The sequence below is a fragment of the Sporomusa sp. 246TCP1 genome, from assembly GCF_057319775.1.
On record NZ_CM170492.1, the window covers coordinates 5829244 to 5853346 of the forward strand.

Annotated in this window: 22 protein-coding genes and 1 tRNA gene; 15 read left to right on the forward strand and 8 right to left on the reverse strand. The window is 43.0% G+C overall.

Annotated features, from left to right (window positions below):
- The first annotated feature begins 23 nt into the window (after positions 1-23).
- The 11 genes from AC1ECB_RS27550 to AC1ECB_RS27600 all read left to right on the forward strand — a co-directional run bounded on the left by AC1ECB_RS27550 (position 24) and on the right by AC1ECB_RS27600 (position 12964).
- Positions 24-1199, forward strand: coding sequence for an electron transfer flavoprotein subunit alpha/FixB family protein (locus AC1ECB_RS27550; RefSeq protein WP_485666734.1), 1176 nt, complete (start codon positions 24-26; stop codon positions 1197-1199).
- A 62-nt stretch (positions 1200-1261) separates the two neighbouring features.
- A complete protein-coding gene (locus tag AC1ECB_RS27555; protein WP_485666735.1) occupies positions 1262-2656 on the forward strand; it encodes an FAD-binding oxidoreductase in 1395 nt (464 codons plus the stop codon).
- Between the two features lie 797 nt (positions 2657-3453).
- Positions 3454-4602 (forward strand): ATP-binding protein, encoded by a 1149-nt coding sequence (locus AC1ECB_RS27560; protein ID WP_485666736.1) that lies wholly within the window; start codon positions 3454-3456, stop codon positions 4600-4602.
- 226 nt (positions 4603-4828) lie between these two features.
- Positions 4829-5995, forward strand: coding sequence for a GNAT family N-acyltransferase (locus tag AC1ECB_RS27565; protein ID WP_485666737.1), 1167 nt, complete (start codon positions 4829-4831; stop codon positions 5993-5995).
- Between the two features lie 187 nt (positions 5996-6182).
- A complete protein-coding gene (locus AC1ECB_RS27570) occupies positions 6183-6425 on the forward strand; it encodes a hypothetical protein (protein WP_485666738.1) in 243 nt (80 codons plus the stop codon).
- Positions 6426-6494: 69 nt separating this feature from the next.
- Positions 6495-7169: a response regulator transcription factor gene (locus tag AC1ECB_RS27575; protein ID WP_485666739.1), complete on the forward strand. Its 675-nt coding sequence runs from the start codon at positions 6495-6497 to the stop codon at positions 7167-7169.
- Between the two features lie 2 nt (positions 7170-7171).
- Positions 7172-8437 carry a sensor histidine kinase gene (locus tag AC1ECB_RS27580; RefSeq protein WP_485666740.1) on the forward strand — a complete coding sequence of 422 codons (1266 nt, stop codon included), beginning with the start codon at positions 7172-7174 and terminating at the stop codon, positions 8435-8437.
- A gap of 206 nt (positions 8438-8643) precedes the next feature.
- A complete protein-coding gene (locus AC1ECB_RS27585) occupies positions 8644-9909 on the forward strand; it encodes a TolC family protein (protein WP_485666741.1) in 1266 nt (421 codons plus the stop codon).
- Between the two features lie 16 nt (positions 9910-9925).
- Positions 9926-11032, forward strand: coding sequence for an efflux RND transporter periplasmic adaptor subunit (locus AC1ECB_RS27590; protein ID WP_485666742.1), 1107 nt, complete (start codon positions 9926-9928; stop codon positions 11030-11032).
- Positions 11033-11064: 32 nt separating this feature from the next.
- A complete protein-coding gene (locus AC1ECB_RS27595) occupies positions 11065-11769 on the forward strand; it encodes an ABC transporter ATP-binding protein (protein WP_485666743.1) in 705 nt (234 codons plus the stop codon).
- Positions 11750-12964, forward strand: coding sequence for an ABC transporter permease (locus AC1ECB_RS27600; RefSeq protein WP_485666744.1), 1215 nt, complete (start codon positions 11750-11752; stop codon positions 12962-12964). The genes AC1ECB_RS27595 and AC1ECB_RS27600 overlap by 20 nt, the downstream gene beginning before the upstream one ends.
- Before the next feature lie 57 nt (positions 12965-13021).
- Here the strand turns inward: AC1ECB_RS27600 and AC1ECB_RS27605 are convergent, their stop codons facing one another.
- The 6 genes from AC1ECB_RS27605 to AC1ECB_RS27630 all read right to left on the reverse strand — a co-directional run bounded on the left by AC1ECB_RS27605 (position 13022) and on the right by AC1ECB_RS27630 (position 18205).
- Complete coding sequence (locus AC1ECB_RS27605; protein WP_485666745.1) at positions 13022-13453, reverse strand: hypothetical protein; 432 nt, start codon at positions 13451-13453, stop codon at positions 13022-13024.
- Between the two features lie 83 nt (positions 13454-13536).
- Positions 13537-14370, reverse strand: a complete 834-nt coding sequence (locus AC1ECB_RS27610) for a phosphorylase family protein (protein ID WP_485666746.1) — start codon at positions 14368-14370, stop codon at positions 13537-13539.
- Between the two features lie 21 nt (positions 14371-14391).
- Entirely contained in the window at positions 14392-15462 is a 1071-nt protein-coding gene (mqnC, locus tag AC1ECB_RS27615; protein ID WP_485666747.1) for a cyclic dehypoxanthinyl futalosine synthase, read from the reverse strand.
- 5 nt (positions 15463-15467) lie between these two features.
- On the reverse strand, positions 15468-16295 hold the full coding sequence (locus AC1ECB_RS27620; protein ID WP_485669417.1) for a menaquinone biosynthetic enzyme MqnA/MqnD family protein: 828 nt from the start codon (positions 16293-16295) through the stop codon (positions 15468-15470).
- A complete protein-coding gene (mqnE, locus tag AC1ECB_RS27625) occupies positions 16295-17395 on the reverse strand; it encodes an aminofutalosine synthase MqnE (protein ID WP_485666748.1) in 1101 nt (366 codons plus the stop codon). The genes AC1ECB_RS27620 and mqnE overlap by 1 nt, the downstream gene beginning before the upstream one ends.
- A 117-nt stretch (positions 17396-17512) precedes the next feature.
- On the reverse strand, positions 17513-18205 hold the full coding sequence (locus AC1ECB_RS27630) for a DNA alkylation repair protein (protein ID WP_485666749.1): 693 nt from the start codon (positions 18203-18205) through the stop codon (positions 17513-17515).
- 138 nt (positions 18206-18343) lie between these two features.
- Here AC1ECB_RS27630 and AC1ECB_RS27635 point away from each other — a divergent pair.
- From AC1ECB_RS27635 to AC1ECB_RS27650, 4 genes are all read left to right on the forward strand, one after another.
- Positions 18344-18418, forward strand: a tRNA-Val gene (locus tag AC1ECB_RS27635).
- Positions 18419-19138: 720 nt separating this feature from the next.
- A complete protein-coding gene (locus tag AC1ECB_RS27640) occupies positions 19139-19729 on the forward strand; it encodes a TetR/AcrR family transcriptional regulator (RefSeq protein WP_485666750.1) in 591 nt (196 codons plus the stop codon).
- A gap of 20 nt (positions 19730-19749) precedes the next feature.
- Positions 19750-19998, forward strand: a complete 249-nt coding sequence (locus tag AC1ECB_RS27645) for a zinc ribbon domain-containing protein (protein ID WP_485666751.1) — start codon at positions 19750-19752, stop codon at positions 19996-19998.
- A 372-nt stretch (positions 19999-20370) separates the two neighbouring features.
- Positions 20371-21729: an IS1380 family transposase gene (locus tag AC1ECB_RS27650; RefSeq protein WP_485666752.1), complete on the forward strand. Its 1359-nt coding sequence runs from the start codon at positions 20371-20373 to the stop codon at positions 21727-21729.
- A 252-nt stretch (positions 21730-21981) separates the two neighbouring features.
- On the opposite strand, the gene AC1ECB_RS27655 is transcribed toward AC1ECB_RS27650, so the two are convergent.
- Both AC1ECB_RS27655 and ltrA read right to left on the reverse strand, forming a co-directional pair.
- Positions 21982-22413 (reverse strand): HNH endonuclease, encoded by a 432-nt coding sequence (locus AC1ECB_RS27655; protein WP_485666753.1) that lies wholly within the window; start codon positions 22411-22413, stop codon positions 21982-21984.
- A gap of 132 nt (positions 22414-22545) precedes the next feature.
- Positions 22546-24081, reverse strand: coding sequence for a group II intron reverse transcriptase/maturase (gene ltrA / locus AC1ECB_RS27660; protein WP_485666754.1), 1536 nt, complete (start codon positions 24079-24081; stop codon positions 22546-22548).
- Between the last annotated feature and the right edge of the window lie 22 nt (positions 24082-24103).

A 24103-nucleotide genomic window follows, 5' to 3' on the forward strand; every position in this document is an offset into this window, starting at 1 on the left:
AACGTGTAAAGGAGGAAGCAACATTGGCAAAAATAGTTATAGACCAAGATAAAATTACTAATCCGGAAGCAATACTTGAACTCTGTCCCTTTGGCGCGCTGGAGTGGGATAACCAGTATTTGAGTATCAATGCTGCTTGCAAAATGTGTAAGCTGTGTGTAAAAAAAGGACCTGCAGGGGTATTTACTTTTATTGAGGATGAAGTTGTTACTGTTGACAAAAGTCAGTGGCAAGGTATTGTTGTATATGTTGATCATATGGAAGGCAATATTCATCCGGTAACACTGGAACTTATCGGCAAAGCGAAAGAGCTTGCCGCGAAAGTCAACTATCCGGTGTATTGTCTGTTTATGGGACATAACATAACAGGCAAAGCCCAAGAACTGCTGCAATATGGTATCGATGAAGTATTTGTCTATGATGATGAAGAGTTAAACGATTTTCGCATCGAACCCTATGCGGCTGTTTTTGAAGAATTTATTAATAAGGTAAAACCATCAATTGTTTTGGTAGGTGGAACTACAGTAGGCAGATCCCTGGCACCCAGAATGGCAGCAAGGTTTCGTACCGGTTTGACGGCAGACTGCACGGTGCTGGATGTAGATGAAAAAACCGATTTAGCCCAAATCAGACCAGCCTTTGGCGGCAACATTATGGCTCATATCGTTACCCCCAATACCCGTCCCCAGTTCGCTACTGTCAGGTATAAGGTGTTCTCGCTGGCTGAAAAAACAAACAATCCTACAGGAAAAGTCACTATCTGCACTATTCCGAAAGAAAACTTGGTGTCGCAAATCCGGGTTTTGCAGATTAAGCCCAAAGAAAAAGTGAAGAGTATTGAAGATGCTGAGGTGATTGTAGTCGCCGGCGGTGGCATCAAAAGCCAAAAAGATATGGAAATGCTGCAGGTATTGGCAGATAAACTCGGCGGCATGGTCGCTACTACCAGACCTTTGATTGAATCAGGCTTTGCCGATCCCAGACTGCAAATTGGCTTAAGTGGCAGAACTGTAAAACCAAAATTGATTATTACCTGTGGTGTTTCCGGCGCAGTGCAGTTTGTTGCCGGCATGGATAGTGCCGATAACATTATTGCTATCAATATCGATGAGAATGCACCGATCTTTAATGTGGCTCATTATGGGATAATTGGTGATCTTTATAAGATTGTGCCAGACTTGATTGAGCGTTTAGCCTAAGGCAAGGAGTAATCTCGCAGGGAGCTTCCCTATATAAATTAGTAGCGTTAGAGGTGATAACTATGAATTATAAAAAAATTGACAGTCAGGATATAGCGTTTCTCATATCTGTTTGCGGTAAGGAACGGGTTTTTACCGGCAATGAAATTCATGAAAGTTACAGCCGGGACGAGTTGGTAAATGAACATTTGTACCCGGAAGTAGTTGCTGAGGTTTTAAGTACCGAAGAAATTTCAAAAATCATGAAATATGCCTATGAAAACAATATTCCGGTCACTCCCCGTGGCCAGGGAACTGGTCTTGCAGGTGGCGCAGTAGCCATTTATGGTGGAATCATGGTAAGCACGGTTCGCATGAATAAGATATTGGAGCTTGATGAGGAAAATCTGACTTTGACAGTCGAACCAGGCGTGCTACTTTTAGATATTGTGAAGTTTGTCCAAAAAAATGACCTGTTCTATCCGCCTGATCCTGGTGAAAAAAGTGCAACAATTGGTGGCAATATCAGCACCAACGCCGGAGGAATGCGTGCTGTTAAATATGGTGTGACCCGCGATTATATTCGTGGCCTTGAAGTAGTACTGCCTGATGGTCAGATTATGACAATGGGCGGAAAAACTGTCAAAAACAGTTCAGGCTACGGTTTGAAAGATATTATCATTGGTTCAGAGGGTACCCTGGCTATTGTGACAAAAGCAATACTGAAATTATTGCCGCTGCCCAAAAAAGCGTTAAGCTTGTTGGTGCCCTTCCCGGATTTGGCACAAGCTATTGAAACAGTGCCCAAAATTATCAAGTCCAAATCCATCCCTACGGCCATTGAATATTTGGAACGGGAGATCATCCTGGCATCAGAAGAGTTTTTAGGCAAACAGTTTCCTGACAAATCGGCTAATGCTTATTTATTGCTTACTTTTGATGGCAACAGCAACGAAGAATTGGAAGAAGCCTATGAGAAAGTTGCTCATATTTGTCTGGAGGCAGGCGCAATTGATGCGCTGATTTCGAACACGCAGGAGCGCCAGGACGCAATATGGTCAGCGCGGGGAGCCTTTTTAGAGGCAATTAAAGCATCTACCACAGAACTTGATGAATGTGATGTTGTTGTCCCAAGAGATAAGGTCGCCGATTTTGTTAAATTTAATGATGAGCTCCAACAAAAGATTGGGATTAAAATAAAAGGCTTCGGCCATGCCGGCGATGGCAATTTACATGTTTATGTGCTAAGAGACCAGCTTGAAGAAAAGGAATGGCAGGATAAATTAGCGCAGGCCATGGACGCTATGTATGCCAAAGCAAAAGAGTTTGGCGGTGAAGTTTCCGGCGAACATGGTATCGGCAGTGCCAAAAAACCTTATCTGGAAGCCACCAAGGGCTGCGAATATATGGAACTGCTCAAACGGATCAAATTGGCTTTTGACCCGAAGAATTTATTGAATCCAGGCAAGGTTTGTTGATTTCGCTGGTTCCAAATGGATTGTAACCGATAAATTAATAGCAGCAAAATAAAGTAATGTAAACAGCCTTAGTTTTGAAGTTTCATCAGACTAAGGCTGTTTATTTTCTTTGTCAGGCTAATAGACGACAACACTAATCGCTGTCTTTGGACTATCAAGTCGAATCATGCGGGAAAACAATCTAAAAGTAATAATTTATCCAAAAGAAGGATATTCGCGTTTTGTAGAGAATATTCAACTTGATAAAATTGTAAATATTTTGTTTTTATAGGAGTAATATGGATTATATATACTTATCTGTAATGGGTTCATTAATTGGTACATTGGCGATAGTTCTAGTTTCTATATATCTGTATGTATTATACCACGAACGTTATATGGTGATATGGGCTATAAGCTGGCTTGTCTTGCTCTTAAGGAATGCTATTTTTGATTTAGGTTTACTCCCTTGGAAAGAGTCTATCCTGGGCTTGACTGTTTATTTAATACTGACTTTTATCTTTGTCTTTATGATTGTATGGAGTACTTATAGCTTTGTAAACAAGCCCCTTAATAGATGGTGGCTTTATGGTGCTGGCAGCATCTTCATCATTAGTACTGTATTAAATTTTCTATCTTTATCCTTGTTTTATAAATTACTGCTCTCTGTCTATGTCTGCTGCTTGGCAGGCATATGGGTTGGTTTAACTTTTATACGTAATCCTAGAATACCAAAGTTTGGGGGCTTAGTTATCGGTTATGCCTATATCTTATGGAGCCTTCTTAATTTCTCCTTTCCTTTTATTGGGAGTGGTTCGTTGTTCTTTCCTTGGGGTTATGTTCTTGGTGGTACATTGCGAATAATCATTGCTGTTGGGACTTTAATGTTATTTTTAGAAAAAACTAGAAAAGATTTAATAAGAAAGGAATTTCAATATCAACGATTAACGGAAAATGCCATTGACGTAATCTATTATTATCAGCTGCTGCCAGAAGAAAAAATCAAGTATATTAATCCATCTGTTTTGGCAGTTACAGGTTATTCCCCTGAAGACTATTATGCCGACAACAAGTTAATTTTTACGCTAATACATCCTGATGATCATTCGCTGCTTAACGATTTTATTAATCATCTGCCGCACTCGATTGAAGTACCGTTGACAATACGATTGGTAAACAAAGATAAAACCACCCTCTGGCTTGAACAAAAATGTGTCCCTATTTACGATGAAAAAAACCAGCTTGTAGCACTGGAAGGCATTATCCGCGATATCACTCACCGAAAAAAGCTGGAACAGATGACTGCCTTATTTGACCGGATGAGTATGGTAGGCAGTATGGCGGCAACTGTCGCCCATGAAATTAGAAATCCGATGACCACTGTGCGCGGTTACTTACAGTTTCTAGGAAACAAGGAAAAATATCAAACCGATAAAGATAAATTTGAATTAATGATCGCTGAATTAGATCGAGCGAATAGCATCATCTGTGAATATCTGGCTTTGTCTCATGAAAAAATGGTTAATTTGCAGAAATGCTCGTTAAACGGTATTATTGAAGCATTATTTCCTTTGATTCAGGCAGATGCTAACGCTTCCCAGATTGGTGCCAGCATTGAGCTTAGTGTTATTCCCGAATTGCTGTTAGATGAAAATGAAATTCGCCAATTGCTGCTGAATTTAGTGCGAAACGGCATTGAAGCTATGCCGGCAGGGGGAAATCTAATTATCCGCACAGCCTTGTCAGAAAGCAAAGTCGTTTTATCCATTAGTGACCAGGGTTCAGGAATACCCTCGCAGGTACTAGAGCACTTGGGTACACCTTTCTTTACAACGAAAGCTACAGGCACCGGGTTGGGGCTGCCAATCTGTTACCAAATAGCCCACCGGCATAATGCCAGTATAAAAATTGATACCAGTGAACAAGGAACGACATTTTTTGTTTATTTCAGTCAACCAACACCATAGGAACTCCAAATCAGTTTGGCCCTTTTTCAGTGAGTAAAGTCTCCTGAAAAAGGGCTTTTTATATGCCATTATATTATATTTCTACCATATGTATCATTTATTTACATTTTTAGAGGAAATTATACTTTTCTTTCCGTAGCCCCTAATTAAGGGGGTGATAGTTATGAAGACCTAACTTGGTACAAAGTTTTTTGTTTAAATAACTATTATGAAGGAGAGGAAAAGTATGCTAAACAATTATCGGCAAGTAGTGTCCTGTTCAACAGAAAGTCCTGAAGGTTCAATTAAAATTTGCATCGCCACAACCCCGGAGGAAAAAAGAGAAATATACCACTTTCGTTATCAAACTTATATAGAAGAAATGTCTAAGCGTCCTGAGGAAGTAGATTATGATAGTAAGCTATTATATGATGAAATGGATGAATGGGCAGTGCTGTTATATGCCAAAGTTAATTCAGAGATAATTGCGACCAAACGAATTAATATCGGCACCATTGCAGACTTTCCCCAAAAAGTATTAGAATTTCTATCTTTGGAAACATTTCAAAATTATAATAGCGAACACGGAGAACGTAAATTTGCCTATATTACAAAAGTAATGATCGCTCCTGCTCATCGAAGTTCACCGGTACTATATCTGCTTATTGCAAAATGTTATGAAATTTGTTGCCATAAACGTGTACAATTTATTTTTGGTGCCTGCAACTTTCATTTGATACATCTCTATGAACACCTAGGTTGTCGCAGATATTGTAAAAATTTTCATCATTCTGGCTATGGTATATTAGCCCCTATTATCTTACTTATTGAGGATATTCAATATCTTCGTAAGGTACGTTCTCCATTGTATCGTATAGCACGAAAAAGAGCAGCATTAAACACAAAAGCGGTCGAGTGGTTTGAAAAAATGTTCACCAATAACTCACCCGGTATTAATAGTCAGATAATTAAGGAAGAAGAGTTATGGTCTATTCTGTGCAAACACCTGAATTGTCAGCCTACTAAGGCTATATCGTTACTGCATGGATTATCTGAAGCAGCAGCTAAGAAATTTCTTCACAGCTGCGGTATCCTTGTTCAGTGTTATCCGGAAGATCTAATTACTTTCCAGGGCGATATTAGTTATTCCTATAATATATTACTTTCCGGCAGACTAAAATCATTGACTTTCCAGCGTCCAAGTAAAGAGTACATCACACCGGGACAACACTTTGGGGCAAACGGATTAACTGAGCACAATAAACATACAGAAGATATTGCTGCGATTACTTCGGCAGAAATATTGGTGTTATCTGGTATTTGTTTTCAAAAATTTCATCACTCACACCCGGAAATCGCCCATAAAATCGTCAAAAACAGCATCAGTTTAACAAGAAAAGGCTACTTAGAATAAATTAAAACATTTTTCTTGTTAGCATAGGTACAGGCAACCGCCGTTACGCTTTAGCAAGTGCAACGGCGGTTGTGTTTTTGACTACGTAATTGCTTCTTTTAGTTTTTTTTCTAAGGGAATACTAAAAAACGTAAGCTATAATACAACTATTCAGTATGAAGATAATCTGCAAAATGGGGGTGAAAGGATGAATAAGCTAGTACGACGTTTACTAAGTGGGGTTTTAAGTCTTATTACCACTTGTTTAATTATGGTCTCGCCGGTAGCGGCTATGGTATATGCAGCAGAGCCTATAGAAGCTGGGGAAAGTTTCGGGATAAGGGATGCTGTTCAGGGAAAATACATTGATAGGGAAAAAGATCAACTTGAACGTAAGGTTGAGCGACAATTAGGAAAGTGGGATAAAAAATCAGTGGTGACAATGCCTTGACAGGGAAAGAATAATACCATACTCTTTGAATAGGTAATACTATGTGAGGAAAAGGGTAGGAGTGATTTTATGAAAATTTTAGTTGTCGAGGATGATGATCCCTTACGGGAGGCCATAATTTCTCTCTTGACTGAGGAAAATTATATTACCAATGAAGCCGCCACCGGCGACGAGGGCTTGTATTTGGCTCAGCAAGGAATCTATGATTTGCTGATACTGGATATTATGTTGCCTGAAGTTAGTGGTTTGGAGATAGTCAAGAAGGTCAGGGCTGTTAATAAAGAGGTGCCTATCTTATTATTAACAGCCCGCGACAGTGTTGAGGATAAGGTGACTGGCCTGGAGACCGGGGCTGATGATTATCTGGTAAAACCGTTTGCGATTCAGGAACTGTTAGCGCGCATAAAAGCTTTGATTCGCCGTCACGGGGCAATGGCAAATGACGGAAAAATAAGTTATGGCGGTGTTACGGTAGACAGCAGGCTGCATGACGGCTTTGTTGAGAATCAGGCGTTAGGTCTAACTACTAAAGAATATGAGGTATTAGAATTCCTGATTTTGAATAAAGAGCAGATTTTAACCAGAGAGCAGATATTTGACCGTGTGTGGGGTTTTGAGTCCGAAACCACCATTAGTGTGGTTGATTTGTATATTCACTATTTACGCAAAAAAATGGCTCAATCCGGTCATGACAGTTTGCTGCGCACAGTACGCGGTGCTGGTTTTATGTTTAAGGAGAAATAAGGATGTTCAAACGCACGCTTCGCCGCTTGTCGGTGATGAATTCGATCGTGTTTTTATTGATTTTTTTGTTTTTCGGGACTGTTATTTATGGCTTTGTTGCATACCGCTTTTTTGATAAGGTGGATGAAGCCATGTTTATTAAGCTCAAGAATTATTCCATTGTGGATGGTAAAATGGTTCCGTATAGCCGGAGCCGGTTTTTCTTCGATCCGCGCATTTTTATCCTGATCCGGGACGACAGAGGACAGGTCAGCACGATATTTCCTTATGATCAGGATAATATGGAAAATGTGGTAGAATTAATAGCCGATGTTCTGCCATACCAGTTTCAAACCAGAACGATTGAAAATCATACATATAGAATTCTTGATATTCCGTATCGACATCCGAATAACATCCTGGATACGGAGCGGGGCCCTGTTGTTGTCAGGGCCCTTGTCGCTGTGAGTATAGTTGATTCGGAAGTGGCTTCCTTGCATGATTTGCTCATCGTTATCGCCAGTGGACTTGTTATTGGCATGATCATTATTATTTTCGCTAGCTATAATCTCGCAAAACGGTCAATGATTCCGATTCAGGCTTCCTGGGAAAAACAACAGCAGTTTGTTGCCGATGCCTCGCATGAACTACGGACGCCGCTTGCTGTGGTTACAAGCAATGCTGAACTTATTTTGCGGCATCCTGCTCATTCTGTGGAAGAAGAAAGTATCCGGGTAACGAACATTATCAGGGAAGTCAGGCGTATGACTAAACTGGTTTCCAACCTGCTTACGCTGGCTAGGTCTGACGCCAATCAAATTGAAATTAAATTAGTCCATGTGAATGTGAATGAAGTCATTGAGACTGTCACCGAGTTGTTTATACCACTAGCGGAGATGGAGGGTCTTACACTGCAAGTGAAGCTGGATGAACAGCTGGAGCTAATGGCAGACAAAGAGCGGTTGCATCAATTGCTGGTCATTTTGCTCGATAATGCCATAAAGTACACACCACCACCCGGACAACTGCTAATTACCGGCAGTAAGCAGGGGAGTTCGCTGGTAATAACAGTTGAAGATTCCGGACCGGGAATACCGACCGAGGATTTGCCATATGTTTTTGACCGGTTTTACCGGGGGGATAAGGCCCGGTCACGGGAAAAAGGCGGTACAGGTCTGGGCCTTTCGATTGCTAAATGGATTGTGGACCAACATAATGGAAAAATTGAGGTCGCGAACAAAAGCGGCGGCGGTGCCAAGTTTAGTGTTGTATTGCCTGCAAAAAAATAATAAAAAATAGTAGAAAGAGCACTTGTTATTTTTACGAGTGCTCTTTCTACTATTTTACTCTTTTCTATTAGTCAGTGAACCCGTATAATGGGTAATATGGTCACAAAGCTTAGAACTAAATAAAATCTAAAGAAAATCAAAAAGACTGTGCTTACAATAAGAACTAAGCTAGATTAGAAAAAATTGCGTAGGAGGCTGCTTATACAATGTTGAACTTAACAAATAAGGCTGCTGTGATTACTGCCGGTTTGATTTTTTTGCAGCATACCTTTGCCTTTGCTGCACCTGTCGAGCTGTCACTGCAAGACAGTATTGAATATGCGTTGAAAAATAACCCATCCATCCAAATCGCCGGCGAAGATAAAAAGAAATCCGAACTCAGTGTCGGGGAAACCCAAGCCGGTAAAATGCCCACAGTTTCTCTGGGCAGCGGTTACACTTACCAGGGCAATTCAGGTGATGACAGCTTTAGCAACAGCTTACGCATGAACTGGCCAATCTATAGCGGCGGCCGGACCGAAGCGCAGATTGAGCAGGCTAAACTTGGCGTACGTACTGCTGACCTCAATGTGGAGAAAAGCAAACAGCAACTGATTCTTGACGCCACAGCCAATTACTATAGCGTACTTGAGGCTAAAAATATGCGTGCTGTGAATGAGGAGAGTGTAAACAATCTTAAGGCCCATCTAAACATAGTACAAGCAAAATACCAGGAAGGTGTTGCTGCTAAATCTGAGGTTTTACGGGCTGAAGTCGAGGTTGCCAACGCTGACCAGAAGCTTATTATAGCCCAAAATCAATATGAGTTGGCAGTAGCTGATTTGCTGACTACGATGAATATGGATGCCGGGACCGAGCTGCAGTTAAAGGGTGAGCTTGCCTATCAGGCTGATACCAGAACTTTGGCAGAAGCTATTAGCCTGGCCAAGCAAAACCGGCCGGAAATGGCCCAGGCCCAGGTCAGTATCGACAGTGCCCAAAAAGGTATCGAGATTGCTGAAAGCAACAAACGGCCGACCGTCTCTCTGTCAGCCTCAACCGGCTGGAATGATCGACTGTTGCCTACTGATGATACCAACTGGTCGGTCGGGGCCTCGGCAAGCTGGAATATTTTTGATGCCGGTGTAACCAAGTCTAAAGTCAGCCAGGCCGAATCCTCGGTAGCCAAAGCCAAGCTGCAGGCTGAGCAGACAACTGATGCCATCGAGCAGGAAGTTCGTCAAAGCTACCTCAATATGAAGGAAGCTGAGAAACGATTGAGTACTACAGAGGTAACAGTAAACAAGGCCAATGAGGATCTGTATATTGCGCAAGAAACCTATAGAGCCGGTGTTAGTACCAATCTTGATGTCTTTGATGCTCAATTAGCGCTGACACAAGCCAAAACAAACCATGTGCAGGCTCTGTATGATTACAATGTCAACAAGGCTAAGCTTGATAAAGCCATGGGCGTAAAAGCCGCTAGTCTATAGGTGGGGAGAGGTAGTTATGAAATTACTATGGCAAAAAATTTTAAAGCAAAAGAAGCTGTTGGTTATAGCCATCCTGTTGGTGGCCGCTATCGCTGGCGGTGCCTATTACTATCAAAATAAAAGTAAAGCAGCTATAGTGCCCCAACAGACCATTGAGGCGGAGGTCCGGGACCTTACTTCGGTGGTAGCGGCAACAGGCACAATCAAGGCCGTAAATTCTGTAGATATCAGCTCTAAGCTAACAGCCCATATCAAAGAAATTAAGGTCAAAGAAAATGAGCAGGTTACAGCCGGACAAGTGCTTGTTATATTGGAAGATACCGCTCTGCAGGCTCAGGTAACCCAGGCTAAAGAGCGGCTGGATAATGCGGCTATCAAATACCAGCGGACTTCACGGCTGACTAAAATTGGCGGCACTTCCACAGAGGCACTCGATAATGCCAGTATGGACTATAAGATTGCTCAGGCCAATTATGATGAGGTCATGTCTAAGCTTGATGATACCATTATTGTTTCACCCATGGCCGGCAGTGTCATCGGTAAACCGTTATCAGCCGGGGAACTGGTAGCCCAGGGGGTAAATAATCCCACCGTTATTTTAACTGTGGCCGATATGTCAAAAATGCAGATTGAAGCCAATATAGATCAAACCGACATCGGTAAAATCGCGCTGGGACAAAAGGTTACCTTTACAGTTGATGCTTATCCTGGTAAAGAGTTTAGCGGTATGGTAACCACCATCTCCCGCAAAGCTACCGTATCCGGGAATGTCACTTATTACCCGGTAACCATTGACGTTACTAATGCTGAAAACCTATTAAACCCCGGTATGGTTGCCAGAGTATCAGTTATTGTTAGTGAACGCCAGGGGGTATTGACATTGCCACTGTCAGCGATCCGTTCAGATAAAACCGGAAAATATGTTGTTGTTGCCGGACCAAACGGTCAGACACAGAATGTACCTGTTAAGACCGGGAATACCGGCGATGACCGGGTAGAAATTATCAGCGGACTTAGTGCGGGTGACAAGGTTGTTGTATCACAAGTTAAAACCCAGTCGCAGGCACAAACAGGTAATCAACAGGGATCACGTCAAAGCGGTGGGGGCCGCCCGATGTTCTAACCTGAGCGCCACTATATAAGGGGGTCCATATTATGACAATAGCATTAGCTAATATAATAAAAACCTATCAGATGGGCGATACGGTAGTTGCCGCCCTGGCAGGAGTCAGTCTGGATATCAGTGAAGGCGAATTCACTGCCATCATGGGGCCGTCAGGATCTGGTAAATCGACGTTGATGAATATACTGGGTTGTTTAGACCGTCCGACAAGTGGCTCGTATTTGCTGGATGGCCAGGAGGTTTCAACGTTAACAGATGATGAACTGGCACTGACCAGGAACAAAAAAATCGGGTTTGTTTTTCAGAACTTTAATCTGCTGCCGCGTATTACTGCACTTGAGAATGTTGCTTTGCCGCTGGTCTATGCCGGAGTTGCGGCCAAAGAACGGCACCAGCGTTCTACGGCGGCGCTGGCTTCTGTCGGGCTGGAACAAAGAATGGACCATCTGCCAAACGAATTATCAGGTGGTCAGCGTCAGCGGGTGGCCATCGCCCGCGCATTGGTTAATGAGCCTAGTATTATTATGGCTGATGAGCCTACCGGTGCGCTTGACACCAAATCAGGCGAGGAAGTTATGGACATCTTTAAAACTCTCAATTCTTATGGTCGAACCATTATTTTGGTAACTCATGAGCCTGATATCGCCGCCTATGCCAAGCGAGTCATTCATGTCCGCGATGGACTCATTGTCCGGGACACAGGAAGGGATGAAGCATGTGTTTTGGGAGAGTGTTAAGATTGCATTAGATGCATTAGTGTCCAACAAGCTTAGGTCCATCCTTACTATGCTTGGTATTATCATTGGCGTGGGTGCGGTTATTGCCATGGTGTCTATTGGGATGGGGGTACGGGATAAGGTATCTAACTCAATTGCCAGTCTGGGCAGCAATCTTATCATTGTAACACCAGGGGCCGCTTCTTCCTCCGGCGTACGGCAGGCAGCCGGCACCAATATTACCTTGACCTTGAAGGATGCTCAGGCTATGGCGCGTGAAGTGAACGGTATCGGTGAGGTCGCCCCTAGTGTTAGCAAGCAATATCAAATGGTTGCCGGTAATATGAACTGGACAACCAACGTGCAGGGTACGACGCCGGAATATCTGGAGGTGCGTAACCTAAGTGTGCAAGCCGGCAGCTTTATTACCGATGAAGATGTCGAGACCCGCAACCGGGTAGCCGTTATTGGTACTACTGTTGCTAGCAACCTGTTTACCAACATAAACCCGATTGGACAGAGCATCCGTATTAACAATGCTCCTTTTACGATCATTGGCGTGCTGGAGAGCAAAGGCCAGTCAGCCGGGGGGCAGGATCAAGACGATATGGTTATTATTCCACTGACTACGGCTCAGGAACGCATGATGGGTATTACCTACGTTCAGACAATCAGTGTGCAGGCAGCTACTTCTGAAGTTGTTGATCAGGTACAGGAGGGCATAACCAGCCTCCTGCGGGCGCGACATGATATCACGGCAGATAAAACCGATGATTTTACCGTGCGCAACCTGGCCAGTGTTATGGCGACAGCTCAGGAAACAACAGGAACCATCACCCTGCTGCTGGGAAGTATTGCGGCCATTTCTCTCTTAGTTGGCGGTATCGGCATCATGAATATTATGATGGTATCGGTTACGGAACGGACAAGAGAAATCGGTATTCGCAAAGCGCTGGGAGCCAGATATTCCAATATCCTGATGCAATTCCTTATCGAAGCCATTGTTATTGGCGTCATTGGCGGTGCTATCGGTATTATAATCGGGATTGGCATTTCCTACGCCATTTCATCAATTGCCGGTTGGAATACGGTAATCACAGCAACACCGATTTTGGTAGCTTTTGGCTTTTCAGTAGGTATTGGCCTGTTTTTCGGTCTTTACCCGGCCCGTAAAGCGGCGCTGCTTAATCCGATTGACGCCCTGCGGTATGAGTAGTGAATAAAAAAAGCTGTGTTGAAACTTTTGTTTCAGCACAGCTTTTTTGTAGTTTTCCTATATTCTAATGTCAATAATCGCTGATACTCCAACACCCTGTACCCGGCTAAAGTTGACGGGATTGGTACTATCGATAGGTATTAAAGCTTTTACTCTAAACGTACTGCTGTTAAAGTTGCCTTCTAATTGAAGCACTGCTTCTGTTTTGTCTACTAATTCTTGTGAGCCTGTTACCTGGGCAGCACCTATGTACCCTTTATTGCCGGCAGAAACGATGGGGACTACCTTAGTAGCATACTCACTGCCAGCGTCATGTTTAAAGGTCAATGTATTGATGAAGTTATTCAGCGGGGTTGAGAATTTATTGATAAGAAAACCTATCCCGCCGACTTTAAAAACATCACCAAAGCTAAAAGCTTGCGAAACTGGAACAGCAGCCACTGATAGCAGGGAAATCAGTAATACAGCAATCAGGATCAGCTTTTTCATATAAACTCCTCCAGTAAAAATTCAGTGTTTGTACTATAATTTGATTATACTAAAATCGACCAAATAGTCAACTGAGGGTTGTTTTATATTGTCGACCCATATACCTCTTTTAATAATGTGGGTTTTCGCAATTCGGCACATTTACAGACCTGTTTATCGTCAAGCCGTCTGATTGTATCCAATAGGATATGCCCAATCTTGTCTGCATTTGCATAGAAGATTTGACTGAGCTCAGTATGCTCCCAGTCTTTTACAACGCCTTCCCCATAATTTACAACAGTATACAGGCCTGCATAACAGGCGCCGATTTCTCGGGCCAGATAGACTTCGGGACAGAGACTTTGGCCAACAATATCAGCATGTCCTTTCAACATTGCCACTTCAGCAGGGCTTTCGAAATGCCGCCCATCGGTTACGGCATATACCCCCCGTTGAAAGACCCGGGTCAAGGGTCTTTCTTTTGCCGCACAAATTAACTCTTGCCGTAGGTGAGGGCAAAGGGCTTGCCGCATAATCAACAGATAATGACCTTCCAGCCCTACATCCTTACGCACGGATTGATCAATATAGTCTGATGCGATAACTATATCCCGGGTATCAAGCAGATGGTTGACTGACCCTACACCGCCTTCGGCCAGTATTTTTTTAACGCCTGCCTCACGGAATAACCAGAAAATTTGCCGTGAAGCATCGGCGCGGCTGACCTCGCCGCGCCACCCGTGCATGCGGCAGGTTAGCACTTTTTTATTACCCAGACGAAATAGGAGCAACGGTGGTGTTTGCCCATAGGGTGTGTCAAACACCATATCGCGTTCGATTATTTCCACATCAGGACAGCACAGTGCTGCCGGAAAGTCCATTGACAATGTGCCTGACCCGCCAATAATGGCAATATTTGCCTGTGGAATACAACTCATTATATCCCCTCACAATCGATATTAATTAAAAGTTTTCAGGATTTCATACTGTGTATTCCGCTGGGCCGGAATCCTGCCGGTGGTGCGGATAAGGTCTGTCATTTTGTCAATTGACATCTGATAGGCAGTACCGGCAGCCCGGACTACGTTTTCTTCCAGCATAATACTGCCTAGATCATCGGCACCAAAGGCCAGTGTCAACTGGCCGATTGATTGGCCCTGAGTTACCCAGGAGCCCTGCAAATGTGAGATATTATCGAAATACAACCGGGCTACGGCTAAAGTCCGCAGATAATCCCAGGCACTAGTCTTTTCACCGCCTAATTCTGTGTTGCCAGGCTGGAATGTCCACATGATAAAAGCCCGGAAACCGCCTGTACAATCTTGCAGTTCACGGATGGCCCGGAAATGATTAATACGTTGCCGGTAGGTTTCCTGCATTCCGATTACCATGGTAGCAGTTGTACCCATCCCGATACGTTGAGCCGCTTCCATGACTTCCAGCCACTGTTTTGTCGTAATTTTTAAGGGACTGACCCGGCGGCGTACAGCATCATCTAATATTTCCGCTCCGCCGCCTGGCAGGGAATCCAGACCTGCGGCCTGCAGGCGATACAGAACCTTTTGGATGGAGATACCAGCCAGGCTGGCCATATGGACAATCTCCGCCGGAGAAAAAGAATGAATTGTAATAGAAAACTGGTCTTTAATGCCCCGCAACATATTTTCAAAATATGGTAGAGTTAACTCCGGGTGCAAACCGCCTTGCAGCATGATTTGGGTGCCACCGGCAGCTATCGTTTCTGCAATTTTTTGGTAGAGTTCGGCTGTACTGAGTACATAAGCGTCCGCGGCATCGTTAGTCCGGTAAAAAGCACAAAATTTGCATTGGCTTTTGCAAACATTGGTATAGTTGATATTCCGGTCTACAATAAAGGTAGCATAGGGCCCGGGATGTTTCCTTAGACGGATGACATCTGCCGCTTGTCCCAAAATGGGCAGATCTCCCCGGGTTAATAGCTCTAGTGCATCATCATCTTGTAACCGGCGGCCCTGAAGTATCTGGTCGATAATCGATTGACATCTGTCCACTATTGTCATACCTCCAGAAAATTTAGTTCAGGTGCTTCAGAAATATGCCCCAACGCTTGCGCCCGCCGGTAATATTCCCTCAATCCCTGCTGATGCCCGGCATCAAAGCCAAATTGCAGCGTAGAGAAATAGGCTTTCAGAAAACCTGAGTCAAAGCATTCCCAGCGAGCGGCATCATTGGCTACTTGTTCAACATGCAGCAGGCTGTAGGACATGGAATGCACGAAAGAACGCTGCACTTCACGGACAAGTTCCGGGTTATCGCCAGCAAAGTTCCGCCGGGCGGCCCAGACGGCAAACACCATTTTGCAACCAGTCAATTCCTTCCACTCGCAGCCCAAGTCATAAGCATATAAGCCACTTGGAACTTGATAGTGAATCTGCAGTGCTTCGTCACCAATCAACAGTGCCGCATCAGCTTCCAGAAGCATTGAGCCTAAATGGGGGGGACACTCAAAATAGTTAGGGTGAATATGATATTTATCTTCAAGAATAATTTTTAATAGCACTTGTGATGTTCGAGAGGTATTTGTCAGGGCAATTTTACGGTTATGCAGTTCAGTGATAGGTACCTTGCTCACCAAGTATATGCTTGCCACTGGTCCGTCGCAGCTTACCGACAGACCTGGAAGCAAGATCAGTTCACGCCAATGTCGCGAGTATTCAATAGATGGGATCGGAGAAATGTCAAGCCTGCCTTCTAATAAATGGCGGCTCAATTCCCTGGCGGTATCTTTACTCAATTCTACATCCCAAAGCACGTCATTTTTTACCAAACCATAATAAAGGGGTAAGCAATTGATAAACTGAATATGTCCCACTCTGGGTCTCATCACGCTTGGCTCTCTTCATATACTTGCACTTCACGGTAGAGAGTATCCCGTTCGACGGGAATATTCCCTGTTTCACGGATAAAATCAATAATAGCTTGCTTACTAATACCTACTGCAGTTTTTGCCCCGGCAGCGTGAAGAATTTTTTCTTCCACAACCGTCCCATCCAGATCATCAATGCCAAAGGCCAGTGAAACCTGGGCAATGGGCAACGTTAACATAATCCAAAATGCTTTCACATGATCAAAATTGTCTAGCATGAGTCGGCTAATAGCTAGCATTTTTAAATCTTCCCAGGCTGTTGCCCGTTTAATGTCGCTGAGTCCGGTATTCTCCGGGTGGAAAGGGAAGGGAATAAAGGCCTGGAATCCACCTGTTTTATCCTGCAATTCACGCAATGTCAGTAAATGGTCAATTCGTTCTTCCTGGGTTTCAACATGCCCATACAACATAGTGGCATTGCTGTGGATACCTAACTCATGCGCTGTCTGTGCCACTTCCAGCCATTCGGCGGCGCTGCACTTGTTTGGACATATAATCTGCCGCACCCTGTCATTTAATATTTCGGCACCGCCACCTGGCAGTGAGCCTAAGCCGGCATCCTTCAGAACCGTCAGTATTTTCCGGATTGAACGGTTGGCTATTTTCGCAAAATGGGCAATTTCCACAGCGGTAAATGCTTTTAAATGAAGGTTGGGAAATTCCTGGTGAATACGAGCAATGATATCTGCGTAATAGGTAAAGGGTTTGTCCGGATGCAAAGCGCTGACAATATGCAGTTCTGTCATTTCTGGTGCATCTGCAAGCGCCTGGCGGGCAATAGAAAGAGCTTTTTCCGGTTCCATCACATAAGCCTGGGAGGCATCGGCATCACAGCCAAAAGCGCATAATTTACAGCGGGATACACAGATATTGGTTAGATTAATGTGCCTGTTGACATTAAAATAGACTTTGTTGCCCGATTTGCGTTGTTTGGCAAAACGGGCCAGTGCGCCAATCCGCAGTAATTCATCGGATTTCAGTAAAAATAAGCCGTCATCACGCGTCAAACGTTCCCCGTTATATATTTTTTGTTCAATCAAGCTCAATTGATCGTCCATGTAGTCATCTCCTGTTTTTGTGTCCCGGCAAACTGCCGACGAACCTTCAATATTGATAAATATAATTACCATTTTCTATAGAGATTGGCCGATACCTGCTAATTAAGAATATGTATGTTACTTCATTACGCTGCGTTTCATCCCGCGGATTAAGTTCTTAGTCGCTGTATCTACACGCAAGGATTCGGTGATTTTTTGTAAGGCTTTGTTGTAGGTGAAGTCATCTAGCGTATTTTGCTTTAAATAGGCCATGGTTTGTTCCGGATAATTAATATAGCAAAGGGAAATAGCCCAGGCTACGGCCATCTTGACATAATAACCCTCATGCTTTGCGCCATCTAAATGCAGGAGTACTTGCTCGATATACTCGTCTTCGATATAAAAACTCAGCAGCATTACAATGCCGAACCGTAGTTCAAATTCTTCCTGTGACAGCAGATAAGGTTGTAAAAACTCCCAAACCTGTGCCCGATATTTCTTAGTGATTTTTAAGCTATTGCAAAAGCTGTCGCATACCCCCCAGTTATTGATCTTAGGTACAAAGGCAGTGGCATAGCACAAAATCTCATCAATACCTGCCTTGGCGTAACCGATTACCAGTCCTTGCAGCATAATTTCCTCATTATAGTCAGCTGCTGCCGCCTTTAGATAGCTGCGCCAATCGCCCCTGGCAAGTTCCTTGGCAAGTTCCCGCAAATGTGGTAACCGTACACCTAAAATATTATCTGCATCTGGCACCAATTTGCTGTGAAACTGCCGGTACTCCTCGTCGACCAGCGCCAAAAGGCGTTCTCTTATCGTCTGTTCCATAGTATCCCCCTTATATGGTGATTATTTATTTTAGCATAAGTTGAGCAAGGGAGAAATATAAACGATCTTCCGGTACTGCCTCCGCCACCTGAAAAAACTGGAATTTTAAGGATTATTGTGTTATAATAAAACTTGTTCGGGGCATTAGCTCAGTGGGAGAGCGCTTGATTCACATTCAAGAGGTCGCCGGTTCGAAACCAGCATGCCCCACCAGGAAAACATATATATCTCAAGGCCTGGGGGCTTTGGGTTATTTTTATTTATGTTAATTTGTCCCGTATAAATGATTTTTATGGACAAAACAATATTAATGTACATGTTGAAAGTAAAAACGCGGGGACAGGGACCTTGTTTTATAGTTTTCTACAAAAATAATTGGGTTTTCCCATCCATCCCCTCTTTACACCAAACAATGTATTTTGGCTGCATCCTTCGGGGTGCGGATTTTTTATTATAATGTTCCCGGAGCAAACCCATCCTGTATAGCATAGTATGTAATGTCCCTAATACGTAATGAAGGAGGCATGCTTTATGGGATTTGGTAATTTCGGAGGAGGTCGTGATAGTAGCTGTTTTATAATCATCATTATAATACTTTTACTATTTTTCTGCTTCAATGATGACGGCAGCACGGTTTGCTAACATAGTTCGATCGTAGTAAAATCCACAACTAAATCTAAAGTGCGGCCCGCTTAGATCGGTTGTGCCATAAGTCGCCTGTCCTGGGGATGGGCGACTTTTCTCATTCATCCCCTTTTTACACCATCGAACATTTGCTCTATAATTAAATTCTATCTTATCCTTATATGAAGAGGTACACTCCGCTCATAAAAAAGTGGGTGTGCGGCTTTATTCTTATTGACAGTTCCTATTGCTTAAAATATAATGAGTATAAAGTCATTGAGTTATTAGTCATTGAAAGGCGCTGTTCTAATGGTTGATACAAAAAGACAAAAGCAGAAGCAATTAACCAGAAAACATTTAATAGAAATAGCAATTAAGCAGTTTAGTGAAACGGGAATAACAATGACTCGAACTACTGATATTGCCAAAGCTGCAAATGTGGCGCACGGCACAATATTTGTACATTTTCCAAAACAGGAAGATTTATTAATAGCTGTAATTGAGGAATTTGGCGATAGAATTGTTAAACGACTTCAAGAATTGATTGATTCAAATCGTAGTCTTTTTGAAGTATTAGAAGCTCATATAGCTGGCTTAGCTGAATTCGAATCCTTTTATACAAGATTGATTATCGAAAGACGCCTACTGCCTGCTAATGCTCGCGATACATACATTATGATTCAATCTGCCATTTCAATTCACATTGCTGAAACTGTTGAAAAAGAGATAAAACAGGGTGTTATTCGTGAATTTCCAATTCATTTACTCTTTAATACTTGGCTAGGTTTAATTCATTATTATTTAACGAATGGCGACTTATTTTGTTGCAGTGATTCTATATTAAAAAAACACGGTCATGAATTACTGCGGCATTTTATTAAATTAATATCTATTGAATAAAAATATAAGGAGGCCGAAAAATGAAACAATGTATTGCTTGTGGAATGCCAATGAAAAATCCGGAAGATTTTGCTATGGGAGATTCTAAAAAGGATTACTGCCGTTATTGTTGTCGTCCAGATGGATTAATGCAATCCTATAAGGAAAAATTATTTTCCTTAACCAACTTTATTATTAAAACTCAAGGGTTGGAAGAAAATGTGGCAGCAACTGCTGCAAAATCAATGATGGCTAAACTACCTGCTTGGAAAACAGAAGCATCCATCTAGTAACTGGGACCCCTGCCCGTTGCTGGGTAGCTACCAGCTAGGCTTTGTCTGTAATGGTCTGCCTGTCAGGAGAGTGCACCGGCCATGGCAGCCAAACCTACGCCGCAGTGCCCCGTGCGACGAGTCAACTGGCAGGAGGGAGCCGCGAACTGCGCGGCAGGAAGAGAATAAAAAGGCCGTCCTCATCCGGTGAAGGCGGCAATAAGCCATGATAACAGTCAAATAAAAAACCTCTTTTTGTTCTGGGAGAATATGCTATACCTTAATCCGTGGCACGGAAATACAAATGACATAGGAAAAGAGAGAAAAACGTCGAATTATAAAGGTATTGAGATATAATCAGGGAATAGTAATCACCTTGGAGGTGTATCAATGAAATACCTTTTAAAACAATCAAGTGAAGAACTTACTACCTATTCGGGAATGACTTTAGTAGGCGCATTGCTCGCCAAGACTGAATTATATAAACGATTGAGTAAAACTCAGCTTAGCGGCGTAATAGCTCCTGAGCTTTCGCATGGTGATATAGCTATTTCATATATCGGTTTGTTATGCCAAGGAAAAAGCGATTTTGATTGCATTGAAGAATTCCGAAAAGACAAGTTTTTCCGGCAAGCTCTACGTATCTACCGTGCTCCCTCAAGTCCTACATTGCGTCAACGTTTGGATGCAGGAGCTACCCAACCGGCTTGGTCGAGTATTGTTGCTGAAGAATCCATTGCTCTACTCAAAGTCTTACAAGTTAGCATTACCCCGGTTACCCTTTCCAGAACGACTGAAGAAAACCAAGTGCAGCAGGTGAGATACATCCCAATTGATTGTGATGTATCTCCTTTTGATAACTCAAAAACTAAAAAAGAAGGGGTATCAAGGACATATAAAGATTTCGACGGCTATGCGCCCATGTTTGCTTATATAGGATTAGAAGGATATGCTTTGCATGTAGAGCTTCGCCCTGGTAGTGACCATTGTCAAAAAGGGACACCACAATTTTTGCGCCAGAGCATTGAGTATGCTAAACAATTAACATCTCTTCCAACCCTGATTCGTATGGATTCGGGTAATGATAGTATTGATAATTTGGCTATTTTTCTTAGACCGGAGACCAATACGGATTTCATCATCAAGCGCAATCTGCGTAGAGAATCTCGTGAACGCTGGTTAGAGCTAGCAAAAGCGGAAGGCATCTGCGTAAACCACCGTCCGGGAAAACGCGTATACTGGGGGGCGACCCAATTATATAGGGAAGAATTGGGGCAAAACGTGAGAGTCATTTATTGTATCACGGAAAGAACCATTCTTAAAAATGGGCAAATTCTCTTAGTTCCCAATATTGAGGTAGATACCTATTGGACGTCTTTGCCGGATGAGCCGCAAATCATTATTCAGCTCTACCATGAACATGGAACAAGCGAGCAATTTCACAGCGAAATCAAGACAGATATGGATTTGGAACGATTTCCATCTGGCAAATTTGCTACAAATGACATAATCTTAAAGTTTGCTATGTTGGCGTACAATGTACTGCGAATAATTGGTCAACAACTCGCAAACCAAGAGCATTCTCCATTAAAAAAGAAAGCGTTTCGGCGCAGAATTAAGACTGTCATTCAAACCATGATTACATTTGCCGCCCGTCTAGTTCATCATGCTCGCAGATATGAATTGCATTTTGGTAAGGATAGTCCATGGTTTGAAACATTTCGAGCAATTTATATGGCGTTAGTATAAGACAATATCATTATATTTGGATTGTACCATGCTGAAAAAACAGTCTACGCATGAGGTGTGTTAAGGTTTGCCTTCTTGAGGGTGATCCCTCGTAACATACGCTCAGTTATGTCATTAATGCCTATCATGACTACTACTGTATTTCTTAATTTGCAGTTTAAACGCTTATCAGTGTTAATGCAAAAAATGTGCCACCGATTCAGGCTATAATTAGCGTAACAGGTTGCCGAGGAGCGGTTAGCCACTTCCTTTTTAGAAAGGAGGTGGTATGATGACAATGTTTGAGGCAATGTATCTCATGATTGCATTTGCAACACTCGTTGTTTTGATCGCAACAATAGGTAAGGGACGTCCGCGCACGCATTTATACGCCGTTCGGCGTCCCTTTTCCCTTGTTTCGCACCGTACGTGAGACTTTTGCCTCATACGGCGCTCCATCAAATCCTTATGACTTTCCAGTGACAGCTTTTCTCTCATCCTTATAATTTTGCGATTGATCTTCGCAGTATTTTTCGGCGGCAGTTTTGAATGAATTGTGTCGTGACACATTTTGCAGACACTGGCTAGATTAGATACCCGGTTTAGCCTATAAGCAGGCAATAGAGGACGAACATGATGGAAATCAATATCATTTTTGGCCAATGTTTTTTCGCAAACCCTGCATTTCCCTTTATCCCGGTTCAAAGCATAAGCACGGTTGAGAAAATACTCGAAAGTATATTGGGAACTGTGCTGACATTTTCCTAGCCTTTGGTTAAGATGAACAGAGAGTAATTCATCTTGACGAGGAAGAAGCGGAGTTTTACCGGTGCGCGTCTAATATAAACTACGCCCTTGCTGCAAATAGGGTATTTCTTTTTGGTTTTTCAGCTCCGGTTTCTTCCAATGGCAAAACAGCAATGATGTGAGTCCGATGATTTGATCTTTAATGAAGACTGCAGGTATGTGGCTATTGTACTTTTGGTGAACCTTGTGCAGGTTGGTTGTTTGATTAGCCGGGATTTTCTTTGCACCCAGTTTGTACATTTCACGGTAAGACAGATAGCCCAGAATCCACGCATATTTCTTCATAGCGGCAATGACTTGAGTAGCCGTCTGATAGTAGTTGATAATACCCCGTATTTTACTATTAATCAGCTCAATTTTCTTAACGCTTGGTTCTGCCTCTGAATGGGTGCACAACTGGCGAATTTGTTGTCCAATCTCTTTGACTTTGGTTTTTAACCTGGTCATATTGGGTTTCGTGCGGGTAATGTAACCAAATCTCGCTTTCGTTGATTTTATGATTTTGTAAGTAAACCCCAGAAAATCAATGGACTTCTTTTTGAGATTGGTTATTTTGGTCTTTTTCTCCGATAAAGTCAACTTGAAATGAGTGGCAAGCTTATTACGAATGATCTGTTTCCATTTTTGCGCGTTGACCTTTGTATCGGTAATCAGTACCCAGTCATCACAATAGCGGATCAAATACGCCGGCTTTAAATGGCTGCGCAGTTTCAACGCTCTAATGCGTCCCCGTGGATAAGCATAGTTTGTTTTAGTACGCTTGTTTTCCCAGGAGTTAGCAATGAACCAGTCGAAGCTATTGAGGTAGACATTGGCAAGCAACGGTGAAATAATACCACCTTGTTGAGTACCCATTGGGTTTACCGCAATTTCGTTCATAACGCCAGCTTTGAGCATTTGTCTGATGATCATGAGGACGCGGCGGTCACGAATGCCCATATGCCAAAGTTGTTTTATTAGTTTGGTGTGGTTAATTGTGTCAAAGTATTGTTTGATATCACCCTCTACAACCCAGGAATATCCTGTATTGTGCACCAAGGTAGTTGTACGGGCCATAGCCATGGCGGTGTCGCGGTAGGGGCGAAACCCATAGGAGTGCGGGAAAAATTGTGCTTCCAGAATGGGTTCTAGTATCATACGGACGCATTCTTGGATCACACGGTCAGTTGCTGTTGGAATTCCTAATTTGCGCATTTGGCGGGTTCCCGGTTTAGGAATGTATTGTCTGCGGATTGGCTTTGGATGATAACCTTCCAATGATTGTTGTATTGTACGAATTACTTGCGGGTAGGGAAGTTCCAAAAGATTCCTCATAGTGAGATGATCTGTTCCGGCTGTGTCTGCGCCTTTGTTAGATTTAATATTGTGAAATGCCGTCTGAATGGTCACCGATGATGAGATTAATTCAAGCAGGCTGTGAAATTTGGGCAGTCTGTTTTGTTCCAGAACTGCTCTTGTCTTCGCATACAATTGATCCAGAATGTGTTGCAATCCCATTTCATCAGTTGGTGGTTTAAGGATGGGATAGTCAGATTGTTGTTCCAGGCCGGCATTCCTCCTTTTCATGGATTGTGCCTGCCGGTTTCAT

What these genes read in the sequence shown, in the direction of transcription:
- AC1ECB_RS27555 (WP_485666735.1), top strand. Translation starts at nt 1,262, where the DNA reads ATGAATTATAAAAAAATTGACAGTCAGGATATAGCGTTTCTCATATCT.
- AC1ECB_RS27565 (WP_485666737.1), top strand. Translation starts at nt 4,829, where the DNA reads ATGCTAAACAATTATCGGCAAGTAGTGTCCTGTTCAACAGAAAGTCCT.
- AC1ECB_RS27570 (WP_485666738.1), top strand. Translation starts at nt 6,183, where the DNA reads ATGAATAAGCTAGTACGACGTTTACTAAGTGGGGTTTTAAGTCTTATT.
- AC1ECB_RS27575 (WP_485666739.1), top strand. Translation starts at nt 6,495, where the DNA reads ATGAAAATTTTAGTTGTCGAGGATGATGATCCCTTACGGGAGGCCATA.
- AC1ECB_RS27580 (WP_485666740.1), top strand. Translation starts at nt 7,172, where the DNA reads ATGTTCAAACGCACGCTTCGCCGCTTGTCGGTGATGAATTCGATCGTG.
- AC1ECB_RS27585 (WP_485666741.1), top strand. Translation starts at nt 8,644, where the DNA reads ATGTTGAACTTAACAAATAAGGCTGCTGTGATTACTGCCGGTTTGATT.
- AC1ECB_RS27590 (WP_485666742.1), top strand. Translation starts at nt 9,926, where the DNA reads ATGAAATTACTATGGCAAAAAATTTTAAAGCAAAAGAAGCTGTTGGTT.
- AC1ECB_RS27595 (WP_485666743.1), top strand. Translation starts at nt 11,065, where the DNA reads ATGACAATAGCATTAGCTAATATAATAAAAACCTATCAGATGGGCGAT.
- AC1ECB_RS27605 (WP_485666745.1), bottom strand. Translation starts at nt 13,453, where the DNA reads ATGAAAAAGCTGATCCTGATTGCTGTATTACTGATTTCCCTGCTATCA.
- AC1ECB_RS27610 (WP_485666746.1), bottom strand. Translation starts at nt 14,370, where the DNA reads ATGAGTTGTATTCCACAGGCAAATATTGCCATTATTGGCGGGTCAGGC.
- AC1ECB_RS27620 (WP_485669417.1), bottom strand. Translation starts at nt 16,295, where the DNA reads ATGAGACCCAGAGTGGGACATATTCAGTTTATCAATTGCTTACCCCTT.
- mqnE (WP_485666748.1), bottom strand. Translation starts at nt 17,395, where the DNA reads ATGGACGATCAATTGAGCTTGATTGAACAAAAAATATATAACGGGGAA.
- AC1ECB_RS27630 (WP_485666749.1), bottom strand. Translation starts at nt 18,205, where the DNA reads ATGGAACAGACGATAAGAGAACGCCTTTTGGCGCTGGTCGACGAGGAG.
- AC1ECB_RS27640 (WP_485666750.1), top strand. Translation starts at nt 19,139, where the DNA reads ATGGTTGATACAAAAAGACAAAAGCAGAAGCAATTAACCAGAAAACAT.
- AC1ECB_RS27645 (WP_485666751.1), top strand. Translation starts at nt 19,750, where the DNA reads ATGAAACAATGTATTGCTTGTGGAATGCCAATGAAAAATCCGGAAGAT.
- AC1ECB_RS27650 (WP_485666752.1), top strand. Translation starts at nt 20,371, where the DNA reads ATGAAATACCTTTTAAAACAATCAAGTGAAGAACTTACTACCTATTCG.
- ltrA (WP_485666754.1), bottom strand. Translation starts at nt 24,081, where the DNA reads ATGAAAAGGAGGAATGCCGGCCTGGAACAACAATCTGACTATCCCATC.